General features: G+C 69.8%; 20 protein-coding genes and 1 riboswitch. Of the genes, 9 read left to right on the plus strand and 11 right to left on the minus strand.

All coding sequences use genetic code 11. The features are described from left to right. Positions 1-16: 16 nt before the first annotated feature. Entirely contained in the window at positions 17-796 is a 780-nt protein-coding gene (sepH, locus tag AC5Y43_RS09030; RefSeq protein ID WP_499971639.1) for a septation protein SepH, read from the plus strand. Here sepH and AC5Y43_RS09035 read toward each other — a convergent pair. The 3 genes from AC5Y43_RS09035 to AC5Y43_RS09045 are packed head-to-tail and all read right to left on the minus strand — an operon-like array spanning position 793 to position 2,323. After that, positions 793-1,077: a DUF2537 domain-containing protein gene (locus tag AC5Y43_RS09035; RefSeq protein ID WP_499971641.1), complete on the minus strand. Its 285-nt coding sequence runs from the start codon at positions 1,075-1,077 to the stop codon at positions 793-795. The genes sepH and AC5Y43_RS09035 overlap by 4 nt on opposite strands. After that, a complete protein-coding gene (locus tag AC5Y43_RS09040) occupies positions 1,074-1,895 on the minus strand; it encodes a TrmH family RNA methyltransferase (protein ID WP_499971643.1) in 822 nt (273 codons plus the stop codon). The genes AC5Y43_RS09035 and AC5Y43_RS09040 overlap by 4 nt, the downstream gene beginning before the upstream one ends. Then, positions 1,892-2,323, minus strand: a complete 432-nt coding sequence (locus AC5Y43_RS09045; RefSeq protein ID WP_499971645.1) for an Rv0880 family HTH-type transcriptional regulator — start codon at positions 2,321-2,323, stop codon at positions 1,892-1,894. The genes AC5Y43_RS09040 and AC5Y43_RS09045 overlap by 4 nt, the downstream gene beginning before the upstream one ends. Positions 2,324-2,445: 122 nt before the next feature. Between AC5Y43_RS09045 and AC5Y43_RS09050 the strand changes: the two genes are divergently transcribed. Together AC5Y43_RS09050 and AC5Y43_RS09055 are read left to right on the plus strand one after the other, a co-directional pair. Continuing rightward, positions 2,446-2,721: a DUF2530 domain-containing protein gene (locus AC5Y43_RS09050; protein ID WP_499971647.1), complete on the plus strand. Its 276-nt coding sequence runs from the start codon at positions 2,446-2,448 to the stop codon at positions 2,719-2,721. A gap of 22 nt (positions 2,722-2,743) precedes the next feature. Continuing rightward, positions 2,744-3,199, plus strand: a complete 456-nt coding sequence (locus AC5Y43_RS09055) for an SRPBCC family protein (protein WP_499971649.1) — start codon at positions 2,744-2,746, stop codon at positions 3,197-3,199. On the opposite strand, the gene AC5Y43_RS09060 is transcribed toward AC5Y43_RS09055, so the two are convergent. After that, a complete protein-coding gene (locus AC5Y43_RS09060; protein ID WP_499971651.1) occupies positions 3,196-4,038 on the minus strand; it encodes a DUF3027 domain-containing protein in 843 nt (280 codons plus the stop codon). The genes AC5Y43_RS09055 and AC5Y43_RS09060 overlap by 4 nt on opposite strands. A gap of 194 nt (positions 4,039-4,232) precedes the next feature. On the opposite strand from AC5Y43_RS09060, the gene AC5Y43_RS09065 reads away from it, so the two are divergent. Beyond that, a complete protein-coding gene (locus AC5Y43_RS09065; RefSeq protein ID WP_499971652.1) occupies positions 4,233-5,933 on the plus strand; it encodes an MFS transporter in 1,701 nt (566 codons plus the stop codon). Next, positions 5,930-6,433, plus strand: a complete 504-nt coding sequence (locus AC5Y43_RS09070; protein WP_499971654.1) for a DUF2771 domain-containing protein — start codon at positions 5,930-5,932, stop codon at positions 6,431-6,433. The genes AC5Y43_RS09065 and AC5Y43_RS09070 overlap by 4 nt, the downstream gene beginning before the upstream one ends. A 73-nt stretch (positions 6,434-6,506) precedes the next feature. On the opposite strand, the gene AC5Y43_RS09075 is transcribed toward AC5Y43_RS09070, so the two are convergent. The 4 genes from AC5Y43_RS09075 to AC5Y43_RS09090 all read right to left on the minus strand — a co-directional run bounded on the left by AC5Y43_RS09075 (position 6,507) and on the right by AC5Y43_RS09090 (position 10,398). Further along, positions 6,507-7,511, minus strand: coding sequence for a glutathione S-transferase family protein (locus tag AC5Y43_RS09075; protein ID WP_499971656.1), 1,005 nt, complete (start codon positions 7,509-7,511; stop codon positions 6,507-6,509). 2 nt (positions 7,512-7,513) lie between these two features. Further along, on the minus strand, positions 7,514-9,442 hold the full coding sequence (locus tag AC5Y43_RS09080; protein WP_499971658.1) for an acyl-CoA dehydrogenase family protein: 1,929 nt from the start codon (positions 9,440-9,442) through the stop codon (positions 7,514-7,516). Positions 9,443-9,536: 94 nt separating this feature from the next. Next, complete coding sequence (locus tag AC5Y43_RS09085) at positions 9,537-9,938, minus strand: limonene-1,2-epoxide hydrolase family protein (RefSeq protein WP_499971660.1); 402 nt, start codon at positions 9,936-9,938, stop codon at positions 9,537-9,539. A 52-nt stretch (positions 9,939-9,990) separates the two neighbouring features. After that, a complete protein-coding gene (locus AC5Y43_RS09090; protein WP_499971662.1) occupies positions 9,991-10,398 on the minus strand; it encodes a cold-shock protein in 408 nt (135 codons plus the stop codon). A gap of 150 nt (positions 10,399-10,548) precedes the next feature. Here AC5Y43_RS09090 and AC5Y43_RS09095 point away from each other — a divergent pair, with 150 nt between their 5' ends. The 4 genes from AC5Y43_RS09095 (at position 10,549) to AC5Y43_RS09110 (ending at position 13,565) form a co-directional block, all read left to right on the plus strand. Then, the gene (locus AC5Y43_RS09095) at positions 10,549-10,953 is read left to right on the plus strand and encodes a YccF domain-containing protein (RefSeq protein ID WP_499972198.1); all 405 of its coding nucleotides are present in this window, start codon (positions 10,549-10,551) and stop codon (positions 10,951-10,953) included. Continuing rightward, positions 10,950-12,023, plus strand: a complete 1,074-nt coding sequence (gene moaA, locus AC5Y43_RS09100; protein WP_499971664.1) for a GTP 3',8-cyclase MoaA — start codon at positions 10,950-10,952, stop codon at positions 12,021-12,023. Before AC5Y43_RS09095 ends, moaA begins: the two co-directional genes overlap by 4 nt. A 4-nt stretch (positions 12,024-12,027) precedes the next feature. Beyond that, positions 12,028-12,306, plus strand: coding sequence for a MoaD/ThiS family protein (locus AC5Y43_RS09105; protein ID WP_499971666.1), 279 nt, complete (start codon positions 12,028-12,030; stop codon positions 12,304-12,306). A gap of 205 nt (positions 12,307-12,511) precedes the next feature. Next, positions 12,512-12,724: riboswitch (cyclic di-AMP (ydaO/yuaA leader) on the plus strand. Positions 12,725-12,737: 13 nt separating this feature from the next. Next, a complete protein-coding gene (locus tag AC5Y43_RS09110) occupies positions 12,738-13,565 on the plus strand; it encodes a transglycosylase family protein (protein ID WP_499971669.1) in 828 nt (275 codons plus the stop codon). A gap of 9 nt (positions 13,566-13,574) precedes the next feature. On the opposite strand, the gene AC5Y43_RS09115 is transcribed toward AC5Y43_RS09110, so the two are convergent. Genes AC5Y43_RS09115 through moaC form a run of 3 tightly spaced genes read right to left on the minus strand, consistent with a single transcriptional unit; the run spans position 13,575 to position 14,991 of the window. Beyond that, the gene (locus tag AC5Y43_RS09115) at positions 13,575-14,000 is read right to left on the minus strand and encodes a molybdenum cofactor biosynthesis protein MoaE (protein WP_499971671.1); all 426 of its coding nucleotides are present in this window, start codon (positions 13,998-14,000) and stop codon (positions 13,575-13,577) included. After that, positions 13,997-14,479: a MogA/MoaB family molybdenum cofactor biosynthesis protein gene (locus AC5Y43_RS09120; protein WP_499971673.1), complete on the minus strand. Its 483-nt coding sequence runs from the start codon at positions 14,477-14,479 to the stop codon at positions 13,997-13,999. Before AC5Y43_RS09120 ends, AC5Y43_RS09115 begins: the two co-directional genes overlap by 4 nt. After that, positions 14,479-14,991, minus strand: coding sequence for a cyclic pyranopterin monophosphate synthase MoaC (gene moaC, locus AC5Y43_RS09125; protein ID WP_499971675.1), 513 nt, complete (start codon positions 14,989-14,991; stop codon positions 14,479-14,481). The genes AC5Y43_RS09120 and moaC overlap by 1 nt, the downstream gene beginning before the upstream one ends. Positions 14,992-14,999: the final 8 nt, after the last annotated feature.

The following is a 14,999-nucleotide window of genomic DNA, read 5'->3' on the forward strand; positions in this document are numbered from 1 at the left end:
CCTGCGAGGAGAAGCCATGCGGGAACTCAAAGTGGTCGGTCTCGACGACAACGGCGAACACATCATCTGCGAGGGTGGTGACCCCGCGGAGCGGTTCAAGCTGGTGGCTGACGAGCGACTCCGCGCCGCCGTGCGCGCCGAATCGTCGCCCCCGGAGCAGCCGCAGCTCGACATCGAAGTCGTGAACCTGTTGAGCCCCAAGGAAATTCAGGCGCGTATCCGTGCCGGCGCATCGGTCGAGCAGGTTGCCGCGGCGTCGGGGTCCGACATCGCCCGGATCCGCCGATTCGCGAACCCGGTCCTGCTGGAACGTTTCCGCGCGGCGGAGCTGGCCACGGCCGCGCACCCGGTGCTCGTCGACGGGCCGTCCGTGCTGACCCTGCTGGAGACCGTCAGCGGCGCGCTGGTGGCGCGGGGCCTCGACCACGAGCGGCTCAGCTGGGACGCCTGGCGCAACGAGGACAACCGCTGGACGGTGCAGCTGGCGTGGAAGGCCGGGCGCTCCGACAACATCGCGCACTTCTGCTTCACCCCCGGTGCCCACGGCGGGACGGTCACCGCCGTCGACGATCCGGCCAGCGAGCTCATCGACCCGAACTTCGAGCGTCCGCTGCGGCCGCTCGCGAAGGTTGCCCACCTCGAGTTCGAAGTCGAGGCCGCGCCCGCTTCACGCGATGAAGGCGCGGCGCCGGCGCCGGCGCCGGCGGAACAGCCGGCGCACACCCGACGCGGCAAGCCGGTGATCCCCGCCTGGGAGGACGTGCTGCTCGGCGTGCGCTCGAGCGGGCAGCGCTAGTAGTTCCCGGACACCATCAGCGCGAGCAACGCCACCCAGGCTCCGGCCACCCCGACGGCCGCCCCCAGTACGAACCAGCGCAGCACCGAGGTGCGCCGCCAGCCCCACAGGGTCGGCGCCAGACCGCCCGCCGCCACGACGTTGAGGCCGACCGCCAGCAGCGGATGCACCCGGATCAGCCCGAGGCTGAGCACGACGACGGCGACCCCGATCACCGCGGCGACGAACGCCGAGACCGTCAAACCCGTTGCCCAGGGCCGAGAATCGCGCTCGTCGGTCACGCGAGCCGATCCCTCTCGTAGAACGCCAGCGCCGCCGCCGTCGCCACGTTGAGCGAGTCGGTGCCGCGCGACATCGGGATACGCACCCGCACATCGGCGAGCCGCAGCGTCGCCGGCGTCAACCCGGGCCCCTCGGCTCCGACCACCACCGCGATGCGGTCGTCGGCGGCGCCGGCCATTGCTTCGGCCAGCGGGCAAGCGTCGCGTCCCGGCGTCATCGCCAGCACCCGAAATCCGCTGTCCTTCAACAGCGCAATGTCCTTGGGCCAGTTGGTCGCTCGCGCGTACGGCACCAGCAACGCGTGGCCCATCGACACCCGGACGGCGCGGCGGTACAGCGGGTCCGCGCAGCCGCTGCCGAACACCACCGCATCAACGCCCAGCCCCGCCGCGTTGCGAAAGATCGAGCCGAGATTCTCGTGATCGTTGACGCCTTCGAGCACCGCGACGGTCCGGGCGCCGTCGACGACCTGTGCCACGCCGGGTTCCGGCACCCGTCTCGCGGCCGCCAGCACGCCTCGGTTGAGGTGGAAGCCGACCACCTTGGCCATCACCTCGGGCGTCGTCCGGTAGAACGGCGCCTCGGCACCGGCCAGGTCGTCGGCGAGTTCGGCGAGCCTGCGGTCGGTGCCCAGCAGGGCGTGCGGGGTGAACCGGGACGCCAGCATGCGCTGCACGACCAGCACACCCTCGGCGATCACCAGGCCCTTGCCGGTGGGCAGGTCGGGACGGCGGTCGACGCTGTTGAGGTCGCGGAAGTCGTCGAGGCGGGGATCGTCGGGATCGGTGACGTCCTGAACATTGACGCGGTCGCTCACGGGCTTTCGTCGACCAGGGCCAGCATCAAATCAGCGGCCTCGCGCAGGGTGTCGCGCTGGTCGCCGCCCATCGTCGCGAGGCGCTTGGCCAACCACTCCTGGCGCGCGCGACGGTTCGCCTTAACCAGCTCCGCGCCGGCCTCGGACACCGAGACCAGCACCTGCCGTCCGTCGACGGGGTGCGGGGTGCGGTCGACGAGACCCATCTCGGCCAGCGAGGCGATCACCCGCGTCATCGACGGGGGCCGCACGCGCTCGCGGACCGCCAGCGCGCCGGGGGTCATGGCCCCCTCGTTGACGAGGGTCGCCAGGGCCGATAGCTGGGACAGCGACACCGGCGAGGACGGATTACGAAACCGAAGCTGGCGGGCCAACCGCATGACAGCCAGCGACAGGTCGCTGGCCAGCCGGGCGTCGCTGTCAGGCATGGCGCGAGGTTACACGGAACAAAAGAAACTCGGGTCACGAAGCGGCCAACGACACACTGCGAATCGTTGCCCGCACTCGGGCAGGTTCCGGCGCTCGTCGTCACCGCGTTATGTTGATCGCGATGTCTGTCGAACCCGGTCCACCCCGCGAGGCGCCGCCGCTGCCGCCCGCGCTGCTCGAGGTGTGGCCCGTCGTCGTGGTCGGCTTCGTGGGCTGGCTGATCGCCGCGGCCGTCGCGTTCCTCGTGCCCGCCCTGCAAGGCTGGCGCCCGGTGACGCTGGGCGGAGTGGGCGTCGGGGTGATCGGCACGAGCATCTTCGTGTTGCAGCTCGCCGCCGCCCGCCGCGGCGCCCGCGGGGCGCAGACCGGGCTGGAAACCTACCTCGACCGCAACTGAAATCGCCGACCCGGGAGGAACAATGGCCGCCCCGCTACTCCAGACGCACGTCGACATCGAGGCTCCGGTCTCGAAGGTCTGGGCGCTGATATCGGATTTCCGGCGGATGCCCCAGTGGAGCCCGCAGTGCCGCTGGATGCGGCCCTTCGGCCCGCTGCGCCCCGGCACCCGCACCCTCAACCTCAACCGCCGCAACCGCATGTTCTGGCCCACCACCTGCACGGTGGTCGAGGTCGTCCCCGAGCAACGACTGGCGTTCCGGGTCGACGCCAACGGCACCATCTGGAGCTACGAGCTCGAGCCCAACGGTCAGGGCACACGGCTGATCGAGAGCCGGCACGCCGAGAACGGCGTCAGCGCGGTTTCCAGCCTGACGGTGAACGCATTCCTCGGCGGCACGGAGAACTTCGAACGCGAATTGCTCGACGGCATGAACACCTCGCTGGCGCGGATCAAGGCCGCCGCCGAGAGCGGCTAGTCCGGCGCCTCGGTGGCCTCGGTGTCGGGCGTCGCCGGCGCAGCCTCGGCCGGCGGGGCCTCCGCCACGTCGAGCACCCCGTCGTCGTAGGGCTCGTACATGGGCGAGCCGGTGCCGGCCGGTGCCGGGGTGTCGGAATGGGCGCCGCAGCCGTACTGCTTGTCGACGATGTGCCCGTCGGCCGACAGCTCGTTGCCGCAGACCCCGAACATCGCGCCCAGCGATCCGGCCAGCGGCAGGAAGAACCCGCAATCGCGGCACACGCGTTTGGTCGAGCGGGCCATCGCCGATTCGGGACCGTAATCCCCGGTGTGCCAGCGCTCGGCCGCGTCGGCGCGGCCCCAGGCGCCCATCACCCAGCGCCGGCCGAAGCCGATCTCGGCGGCGGTCTCGTCGACCTGGGGGTCGCCGCTGGCGGCGTAGCCGGGCACCAAGCGTGGGTCGTCCGCCGCGGGCGCCAGCAGATCCCCGGGGCTCAGGTCTCCGGGCCGCACCCGCTGGTCCCAGGGCAGCCACCCCGGGGCCAGCAACGCCGTCGGCCCCGGGATCAGCACCACTTCGCTGATCGTCGCGTGGTCGGCACCGGGATAGGCGGCGACGACGGCGGCCCACTGCCACCCCTGGTAGCCGGGCAGGTGCGCGAGGAACCGGTGGGTGGCGGCGGTCGGATCTTCGAAGCCGACGCCCAGGTAGTCCCCGACGGCATCCGGGCCGGCGAACTCCTCGACAGCGGCCCGGGCCAGATCGGCCGCGCCGGTGAGAACGGTCGCCAGCTCGCCGGGCCACTCCGCCACGGCCGTCGCGGCGGGTTCGGTCGACCCTTCGGTGGGTCCGGTCACGCTGTCCCCTCTCTTCGGTGGCGATCGCAAGCGCGGCGTTGCCGGGCGCTGCGGGTCGCCACCATCAGGCCCGGTGGCGATCGCAAGCGCGGCGTTGCCGGGCGCTGCGGGTCGCCACCATCCGACCAGTGCGACTCCATAGTAGGTTGGCGAGCCACACCCTGTTGCCTGCCGGCATAGGACAGAATTGATTCGTGTCTGGACGGCGGCGTGATGACCGGGGTCGGGTTGCCTCCAACCCGGGTCGCGGGGCCCGCCCGGACGCCAGGGGATCAGGCCCACAGCATCCCGGCATGGCGAACTACCCCGCCGACGGCGCCGACCGTCGCCGGCCGCGTCCCCGGCCCACCACACCGAGCGCCAACCGCTATCTCCCGCCGCTTGGCGAGCGCACAGACCCGGACCGCAACCGCGCCGAGTCCCCACGGGCGACCGCCTCCAGCGAACGCATCACCGTCACCCGCGCCGCCGCGATGCGCAGCCGCGAAATGGGTTCGCGCATGTACTGGATGGTGCAGCGCGCCGCCACCGCCGACGGCGCCGACAAGTCCGGCCTGACGGCGCTGACGTGGCCAACGGTGGCCAACTTCGCGGTCGACGCTGCGATGGCCGTCGCGCTGGCCAACACGCTGTTCTTCGCCGCGGCCAGCGGCGAAAGCAAATCGAAAGTGGCGCTGTACCTGTTGATCACGATCGCGCCGTTCGCGGTGATCGCGCCGCTGATCGGTCCGGCGCTCGACCGGCTGCAGCATGGCCGGCGCGTCGCGCTGGCGCTGTCGTTCGCGTTGCGCACCGCGCTGGCGGTGCTGCTGATCATGAACTACGACGGCGCCACCGGCAGCTTCCCGTCGTGGGTGCTCTATCCGTGCGCGCTGGCGATGATGGTGTTCTCGAAGTCGTTCAGCGTGCTGCGCAGCGCGGTGACGCCGCGGGTGATGCCGCCGACCATCGACCTCGTGCGGGTCAATTCCCGGCTGACGGTCTTCGGCCTACTGGGCGGCACCATCGCCGGCGGTGCCATCGCCGGCGGCGTCGAGTTCGTCTGCACCCACTTGTTCAAGCTGCCGGGGGCATTGTTGGTCGTCGTCGCCGTCACGATCGCCGGCGCCCTGCTGTCCATGCGGATCCCGCGCTGGGTCGAGGTGACCGCCGGTGAGGTGCCGGCCACGCTGAGCTACCGGCGCGACGGCGACCACCCGCCGCGAAATCGTCCCGACGGGATCAAGAAGGCCGGCGGGACAATTCGACAACCATTGGGCCGCAACATCATCACCTCGCTATGGGGCAATTGCACCATCAAGGTGATGGTCGGCTTCCTGTTCTTGTACCCGGCGTTCGTCGCCAAGGCGCACGATGCCAGCGGATGGGTCCAGCTGGGCATGCTGGGCATGATCGGCGCCGCGGCCGCGATCGGTAACTTCGCGGGCAACTTCACCAGCGCGCGGCTGAAGTTGGGTAGGCCGGCGGTGCTGGTGGTGCGCTGCACGGTGGCGGTGTGCGCGGTTGCGTTGGCGGCGTCCGTGGCGGGCAACCTGCTGGTGGCCGCGATCGCCACCCTGGTCACCTCGGGGTCCAGCGCGATCGCCAAGGCCTCGCTGGACGCCTCCTTGCAACACGACCTACCCGAGGAATCGCGGGCGTCGGGCTTCGGGCGTTCGGAGTCGACGCTGCAGTTGGCGTGGGTGCTCGGCGGGGCGCTGGGCGTCCTCGTGTACACGGAACTGTGGGTGGGCTTCACCGCGGTCACCGCCCTGCTCATCCTGGGTTTGGCCCAGACCCTCGTAAGCTTCCGCGGCGACTCGTTGATCCCCGGTCTCGGCGGCAATCGGCCCGTCATGGTCGAGCAGGAGGGGATGCGCCGCCGCGTCGGCAGGCCCGCGGCGGTGCCGGAGTGAAACGCGGCGTGGTCGCGCTCGTCGCGGCCGTGGTGGCCGTCGCGTGTCTGGCGGGCGGGGTGGGCGCGTGGCTGCTGGTGCGGCCGACCGGTCCGCAGCGGCCCGAGATCAGCGCCTATTCGCACGGGCACCTGACCAGGGTGGGGCCGTACCAGTACTGCGATGTGCTCAACCTCAACGACTGCCAGACACCGCAGACACAGGGCGAACTGCCGTTCAATGAGCGCTATCCGGTGCAACTTTCGGTTCCCGAAGCCATCTCCCGCGCCCCCTGGCGGCTGCTGCAACTGTACGAGGACCCCGCCAACACCGCCGAGACCATCTTCCGGCCCGGCACCCGCCTCGCGGTCACCATTCCGTCGGTCGACCCGCAACGTGGGCGGCTGGCCGGGATCGTCGTGCAACTGCTGACGTTGGTGGTGGAGGCCGGCAAACCCGACGATCCCCCGACCGTGCGCCCTTACCCGCACGCGGAATGGTCGGTGCGCCTGACGTCCTGACTCTCCCGAACGTCGAGTTGTTGCGCCGAAACAGCGTGGATACGCGCAACAAGTCGACGTCGGGCGCGAGAAGCTAGGCTCCGTGGCCGGCTGGCACTCGCTCACCGTCGACGGGCGGCCCGGGCGGGGTCCCGTCCCCGAATGGCCTGCCGCCCAATGCTTCCCGCCCGTGTGAGGTCAGCCAGCCGGACAGGTCCGGGCCCTTGGGCACGATGCGCGTCGGGTTGATGTCGGCGTGCACGATGTAGTAGTGCTGCTTGATCTGGACGAAGTCGACCGTGTCGCCGAAACCCGGTGTCTGGAACAGGTCACGCGCATAGGCCCACAACACCGGCATTTCGGACAGTTTGCTTCGATTGCACTTGAAGTGCCCGTGGTAGACGGGGTCGAAGCGGGCCAGCGTGGTGAACAGCCGCACGTCTGCCTCGGTGATGGTGTCCCCCACCAGGTATCGCTGCCCGGCCAGGCGGTCGCTCACCCAGTCCAGCGCGGTGAACAGCCGATCGTAGGCCGCTTCGTAGGCCTGCTGCGTGCCGGCGAACCCGCAGCGGTAGACGCCGTTGTTGATCTCGGTGTAGATCCTTCGGCTCACCTCGTCGATCTCGGCGCGCAGCGGTTCGGGATATAGCCGGGGGGCGCCGTCGCGGTGATGGGCGCTCCACTCGGTGGACAGATCCAGCGTCATCTGCGCGAAATCGTTGGTGACCACCGCGCCGGTGGGCACGTCGACGATCGCCGGGACCGTGACGCCCTTGGGGTAGTCGGGGAAGCGCTTGAAGTACGCGTCCTGCAGCCGCGGGATCTTCAGCACCGGGTCGACGCCGCCGGGGTCGAGGTCGAACGTCCAGCTGCGCTCGTCGTGGGTTGGACCGCAAAACCCAATGGACAGCACGTCTTCCAGGCCCAGCAACCGCCGCACGATGATCGCGCGGTTGGCCCACGGGCACGCGCGGGCCACGACAAGGCGATACCGTCCGGGCTCGACCGGATAGCCGTCGCGCCCGTCGGCGGTGATCCGGGTGGTGATGTAGTTGGTGTCGCGGGTGAATTCGCCCGCGCCGGCGACGTAGGTGGCCATGTCTATGCGCCCAGGAACCGTCGGGCCAGGTTGGGCTCGGTGGACTCCCCCGGTTCCCAGTGGGCGATCCACGGCCCGGTGCCCTCCGACTGGTCGACGATCCCCTCCTCCAGCCAGGCGTAGCGGCCCTCCAGCACGTCGCGGGTCAGCCGAACGTCGTCGCTGTCGGTGTTGGTCCACAGCGCCTGGAAGAGTGCTTCGACCCGCAGGGTGGCTTGCCGGCAGAACGTCTCGGCCAATTCGTAGGCCTGTTGCCCGACGTCCGCGTCGGCGGACCGCTGCCCCTCGGCGCGCACGCATGCCGCCGACATCGCGAACAGCTCGGCGCCGATGTCGACGATGCGCCCCAAAAACCCTTGCCGTTGTTCGAGTTTGGCCTGCCAGCGCGCCATTCCGTAGAAGGTGTTCCGCGCCAGCTTGCGGGTGGAGCGCTCGACGAACCGCAGGTGCGATGCCAGGGGACCGAACTCGTGATACGCCGTGGGTCGCTGTCCCTCGCCGAATACCAACTGCGGCAACCACTTTGCGTAGAACCCGCTGGCGCCGACGGCCGCGGCCGCCTTTTGCCGCAACCCCGTGTCGGGCTTGGCGAGGTCGCCGGCCGCGGACAGGTGGGCATCGACAGCCTCCCTCGCGATGAGCAACCTCATGATCTCGCTCGATCCCTCGAAGATGCGGTTGATCCGCAGGTCGCGCGCCACCTGCTCGGTCGGTACCGCCCGCTCCCCGCGCGCGGCCAGCGACTCCGCGGTCTCATAACCCCGCCCGCCGCGGATCTGCAAGAGCTCGTCGGCGACGACGCAGGCCATCTCGCTGGACCACAGTTTGGCCAGCGCCGCCTCGATCCTGATGTCGTTGCGGCCTTCGTCGGCCATCTGCGCCGACAGCTCGAGCACCGAATCGAGCGCGTACGTGGTCGCGGCGATGAACGAGATCTTCTGTGCCACCGCTTCGTGCTTGGCCAGCGGCTTGCCCCACTGCACCCGCTCGCCGGACCATTGGCGGGCGATCTTCAACGCCCACTTGGCCGAACCCGTCGCGCTCGCGGGGATCGACAGCCGCCCGGCGTTGAGCGTGGTCAACGCGATCTTGAGGCCATCGCCCTCCCGGCCGATCAGGTTTTCGGCCGGCACCCGCACCCGGTGCAGCCTCGTCACGCCGTTCTCGATGCCGCGCAACCCCATGAACTTGTTGCGCCGCTCAACGGTGATTCCGGGCGAATCGGCCTCGACGACGAATGCGCTGACGCCGCCGCGATGCCCGTCGCTCTTGGGCACCCGGGCCATGACCACCAGCAGTTCGGCCACCACGCCGTTGGTGGTCCACAGCTTCACGCCCTCGAGCTCGTAGGCCCCGCCGTCCTCGACCGGCGTCGCCGTCGAGGCCAGCCGCGCCGGGTCGGAGCCGACGTCGGGTTCGGTGAGGAGAAACGCCGAGATGGCGCCGGCGGCGCAGCGCGGCAAGAACTTCCGCTTCTGTTCGGGGCTGCCCGCGAGTTTGAGGGGTTCGGGCACCCCGATCGACTGGTGGGCCGACAACAACGCGCCGAGACTGGGGTGAACCGAGGCGACCATCACCAGCGCCCGGTTGTAGGCGACCTGCGACATCCCCAGCCCGCCGTATTCGGTGGGGATCTTCATGCCGAAGCAGCCCAGCTCGGCCAGGCCCTTCACGTATTCGTCGGGGATCAGGGCATCACGTTCGATGGTGCTGCCGTCGACGGTGTCGAGGAACTCCCGCAGCTTGTCGAGGAAGGCGCGGGTGCGCGCCTCGTCGGCCTCCGCCGGTTTGGGGAACGGGTGGATGAGGTCCAACGGGAAATGACCAAGGAACAATTCTTTGGCGAATGATGGTTTGTCCCAAGCGCTTTCGCGGGATTCCTCGGCCAGCGCCCTGGCTTGCTCCTCGGTGACCTGCGCTTGCTGTGCCATCGCCGCCTCCTTGCTACACGACAGTTGCGAGGGGTGAGTACCCCGTATGCGGCGGCGTCACCGCGTCGTTGCCTGCAGATTGCGCGGTCACGAGTCAGTCAGCCGGCCGGCCCGACGCCGTGAGCCCGGTTTGTTGTGCGATGGACTGCAAGTCATAGTAATCGCGCCAGCGGTCGATCCGGCCGTTGTCGTCGACCTCGAACACCCCCACGACCTCCAATCCGAAGGCTGTGCCTCCGATTTCGAAGTTGTCCACTCGCTCGACGATGACCGTGCCGCCGTTCGCGACGAGTGTCCTGATATCGATCGCGGTGCTCGGAACGATCTTCACTATCTCTTCGAATTCGGCTCTGATCGCGTCGATGCCGCGATGGACTCCCCTCGGGCCATCGGTGTAAACGGCGTCGTCACTGAAGAAGGCGACCAATTCGTCCAAATCGGACCGGAGGTTGGCGGCAAGGAACTTTAGGACCACCGACTCCGCTGAATCACTCACGATCGCAACCCTCCTCGAGCAGCCGATCCTCGCCTCAGCCTAGGCCGGATTGTTAAGAGTCGAGCTCCCGGGCCACCGCTTTGACCACCTCGGATACCCGGCGGGCGGTCTTGCGATCCGGGTAGCGGCCTTTGCGCAACTCCGGCTGCACCGCACCCTCCAGCAGCGTGATCATGTCCTCGACCATTCCGTGCAGCTCGTCGGGGCTGTGTTTGTGCTCGGCGGGCGCCTCACGGCGCGTCTTGGCCAGGGTGGGCGGCGGATCGATCAGCTTGAGGCTCAGCGCCTGCGGCCCGCGCCGGCCCGACGCCACGCCGAACTCCACGCGCTGCCCGGATTTGAGCCCCTCGACCCCGGCGGGCAACGCCGACGAGCGGACGTAGACGTCCTCGCCGTCCTCCTGCGACAAGAAGCCGAACCCCTTTTCGGCGTCGTACCACTTAACCTTGCCGGTCGGCACTGGTCTCACCTGCTTGTCTGATGGATCACTAGGATGGGCAACGCAATATGCGTCCCGCCTGCGCAGGACGCATGTTGGATCCTGATCCTACTCGGATGGCCGCCCGACGAGCACCCCCGTTACTCGTTACTCGGTATCCTGGGAGAAGATATGCGCCTGATCTTGAACGTAATTTGGCTGGTGTTCGGCGGCCTGTGGCTGGCCGCCGGATACCTGCTGGCCGCGCTCGTCAGTTTCCTGCTCATCGTCACCATCCCGTTCGGTTTTGCCTCGCTGCGCATTGCCTCCTACGCGTTGTGGCCGTTCGGCCGCACGATCGTCGACAAGCCGACCGCCGGGACCGGCGCCCTGATCGGAAACGTCATCTGGGTGGTGCTGTTTGGGGTATGGCTGGCGATCGGTCATCTGGTGAGCGCGGTGACGATGGCGCTCACGATCGTCGGCATCCCGCTCGCGCTGGCCAACCTGAAATTGATCCCGGTGTCGCTGATGCCGTTAGGCAAAGAGATCGTCCCCGCCGGCTCCCCGACCCGATCTGCACCGGTGCCCGCATGACACTGATCGCATTGGGTGTGCCCACCGTCCGCACCAACGACGCGGTCGCTCCGGAGATGCCGACCTCCGGCCCCCTGCTGGACACCTACGGGCGGGCGGCCACCGACCTGCGGGTGTCGCTGACCGATCGCTGCAACCTGCGCTGTAGCTACTGCATGCCGGCCGAGGGACTGGACTGGCTGCCCGGGGAAAAATTGTTGCGGCCCGACGAGCTGGCCAGGCTGATGCGCATCGCCGTCACCCGTTTGGGCATCACCAGCGTGCGGTTCACCGGCGGCGAGCCCCTGCTGTCCCGCCACCTCGAAGAGGTGGTCGCCGCGGCGGCCGGCCTGCGGCCCCGACCCGAGATCTCGTTGACCACCAACGGAGTCGGGCTCGCGCGCCGGGCGGCCGGCCTGGTCGAGGCGGGTCTGGACCGGGTCAACGTGTCGATGGACACCATCGACCCGGACCACTTCGCGGCCATCACCCGCCGCGACCGGCTCGCCGACGTGATGGACGGCCTGGTGGCGGCCCACCAGGCGGGCCTGACACCGGTCAAGGTGAACGCGGTGCTCGATCCCACCACCGGACGCGAGGATGTCGTCGGCCTGTTGCGGTTCTGCCTCGAGCACGCCTACCAGCTGCGGGTCATCGAGCAGATGCCGCTGGACGCCGAGCATGCGTGGCGTCGCGGGGCCGCGCTGACGGCCGACGACGTGCTGGCCGCGCTGCGCCCGCACTTCCGGTTGCGGCCCGACCCGGAGCCGCGCGGTTCGGCCCCGGCCGAGCTGTGGCTCGTCGACACCGGTCCGGGCACGCCGAGCGGAAAGTTCGGTGTCATCGCGTCGGTGTCGCACGCGTTCTGCTCGTCCTGCGATCGCACCCGGCTCACCGCGGACGGCCAGATCCGCAGCTGCCTGTTCTCTACCGAGGAGACGGACCTGCGCGGACTGCTGCGCGGCGACGCCGACGACGATGCGATCGAGACGGCGTGGCGCGTCGCGATGTGGGGCAAGCCCGCCGGGCACGGCATCAACGACCCCAACTTCATTCAGCCCACCCGCCCGATGAGCGCGATCGGTGGCTAGTCCCATGGGTCAAGCACCCGTCGAGGCGACGGGGATTCAGGTGACCGTCCGTTACTTCGCCGCTGCGCGCGCGGCCGCCGGAACCGACGCCGAGGCGCTGGTGGTCCGTCCCGGCACGACGGTGGCCGAGTTGGTCGAGCGGCTCGCGGTCCGGGGATCCCGGCTGGCCACCGTGTTGAGCCGATGCTCCTACCTGCGCGACGGCATCGCCGTGCGCGACGAGACCACCGCGTTGCGGGCCGGGGAAACGCTCGATGTGCTGCCCCCCTTCGCCGGCGGCTGAAACTGTGAGATAACTCACGTAACGGAACGATAACGGCATAGTCACGCTCCGATATCGGCCGCGATGACCTGCGAAAACCCTTGGCGTTCCTGGGCTTTTCGGAGACGACCGTAGGCGAAACGCCCGGTTTTCAAAGACGTGACGTGACCAACAGAACCCGCTAGCGTCTGCGGGGGCTCGCCAAGCTTCCGATGGCGTTCCTCCCTTACCTACCGCGCCGAGCTCCATCCAGTAGGCGAGGGAAACCGTAACTGGATGGAGACGGGGGACCCACCGGTCCACCGTGATCGGACCGGGGCCGCTCGCGGCCCCTTGGGGTGAAGCCGACGTCGGCTCCATGCGGAGCGCGGCGGAGGCCGGGTAGCCTCTCCAACCCGAACCCGACAGCTGACCTCGCAGGCGCGTTACGAGAGAGGAATATTTCGGCGCGTATGAGTGGACGGCATCGCAAGCCCACGACTTCCAACATCAGCGTCGCCAAGATCGCCTTCACGGGCGCGGTTCTTGGTGGCGGCAGCATCGCCCTGGCGGGCCAGGCCGCCGCGGCCACCGACGGCGAATGGGATCAGGTAGCCCGTTGCGAGTCCGGCGGCAACTGGGGCATCAACACCGGCAACGGGTACCACGGCGGCGTGCAGTTCAGCTCGAGCACCTGGGCCTCGCACGGCGGTGGCCAGTACGCCCCGTCGGCCGAACTGGCCACCAAGGAACAGCAGATCGCGGTCGCCGAGCGGGTGCTCGCCACCCAGGGCCGCGGCGCCTGGCCGGTGTGCGGCGGTCCGCTGTCGGGCGCCACGCCGCGCGATGTCCCCGCGCCCGTACCGGCGGGGATGGATGCGCCGCTGGACGCACCCTGGCTGAACGGTGGGCCGCTGGCACCGCCGCCGGCCGACGCACCTCCGCCGGACGCTCCCCCGCCGCCACCGCCACCGGCTGACCCGGCACCGCCGGTGCTGCTGACGTCGTTTGGTCAGCCTGCGCCTCCCGCCGACGCGCTGCCGCCGGCTCCCCCGGCCGATGTGCTGCCCCCGGCGCCCCCCGCGGACGTCCCGCCGCCCGCGGATGTGCCCCCGGCGCCTCCGGCCGATCTGGCGCCGCCGGCGGACGCCCTGCCCCCCGCACCTCCGGCCGACCCGGCCCCGGCGGACGCCCCGCGGCAGGTGTCGAACGTCGGCTACACCGGGCAATTGTGGGACGCGATCCGGGGCTCCAACATCCACGGCAACGACGCGCTCGACGCCCTCGCTCAGCCGTCGTAAGGGCAAGGCTCAGGCCGAGCCCACCCATTCTTCGGTTCCGTCGTCGAAGAACTGGTGCTTCCACACCGGTAGCCGCGCCTTGATGGTGTCGACCAGGCGGGCGCACGTGTCGAACGCCGCCCGCCGATGGTCGGCGGCGACCGCGGCCACCAGCGCCGCCTCGCCGATGTGCAGCGCGCCGATCCGGTGACTGGCCGCGACGGCGCGCACCCCGTCGGCCTCGACGGCGACCTCCGCCACCACCTGCGCCAGGACATCGGCGGCCGACGGGTGCGCGGAATACTCCAGCCGCACCACCCGGCGGCCGTCGTCGTGATCGCGAATCATGCCGACGAATCCCACGACGGCTCCGGCCGACTGGTGGCCCACCAACTCCTCGTGCTCCGCCAACACGATCGGCTCTTCGGTCACCGCGGCGCGCAGGACGCGCGTCATCGCTGGTGATCCCCGCCGGCGAGTTGGTCGAGCGCGTGGTCGAGCACGTCGGCGAGCACTCCGAGCCCGTCGCGCACGCCGCCCGGCGAGCCGGGCAGGTTGACGACCAGCGTCCGGCCGGCCACGCCGCACACGCCGCGCGACAGCACCGACGTCGGCACCTTGGGCAGCCCGGAGCGCCGGATGGCGTCGGCCAGCCCCGGGATCATGTAGTCGAGCACCGCCACGGTCTGGTCCGGGGTGCCGTCGGTGGGCGAGATACCGGTGCCGCCCGAGGTCAGGATCAGGTCGACTTCGGCGTCCAGCGCGCCGCGCAGGGCCTGGCCGACGCCCCCGCCATCGGCGACCACGTCGGTCTGGACGGGTGAAAACCCTCGCTGCTCAAGCCATTCCGCGATGATCGGCCCGCACCGGTCCTCGTATACGCCGGCGGCCGCGCGGGTCGAAGCGATGATCACTCGTGCGGATCGCGTGCCCATCATCGCTCCCAATTTCCGGTCTTGCCGCCCTGCTTGCGCAGCACCCGAACGTCATCGATGCGCGCGGCCGGGTCGACGGCTTTGATCATGTCGTACAGCGTGAGGCCCGCCACGGAGACGGCGGTCAGTGCCTCCATCTCGACGCCGGTGCGGTCGGTGCTGCGCACGGTGGCGGTGATCTCGATATCCGACTCGCCGACGGCGAAATCGACGTCGACCCCGGTGAGCGCGAGCTGATGGCAGAGCGGGATCAGGTCGCTGGTGCGCTTTGCCGCCAGAATGCCCGCCACCCGTGCGGTGGCCAGCGCGTCGCCCTTGGGCAGGCCGCCGGACGAGATCAGCGCCACCACCTGCGGCGAGGTGCGCAGGGCACCCGCGGCGACGGCGGTGCGTTTGGTGGCGCTTTTTTCGGTGACGTCGACCATGTGCGCGGCTCCGCGTTCGTCGAGATGCGAGAGCGAGCCCGACCCGGATTCCCGGGAGGCTTTGGCGGCCGCCGAGGCCCTGGCCATCCGGGGGG

It is taken from the genome of Mycobacterium sp. NGS57 (assembly GCF_059812405.1).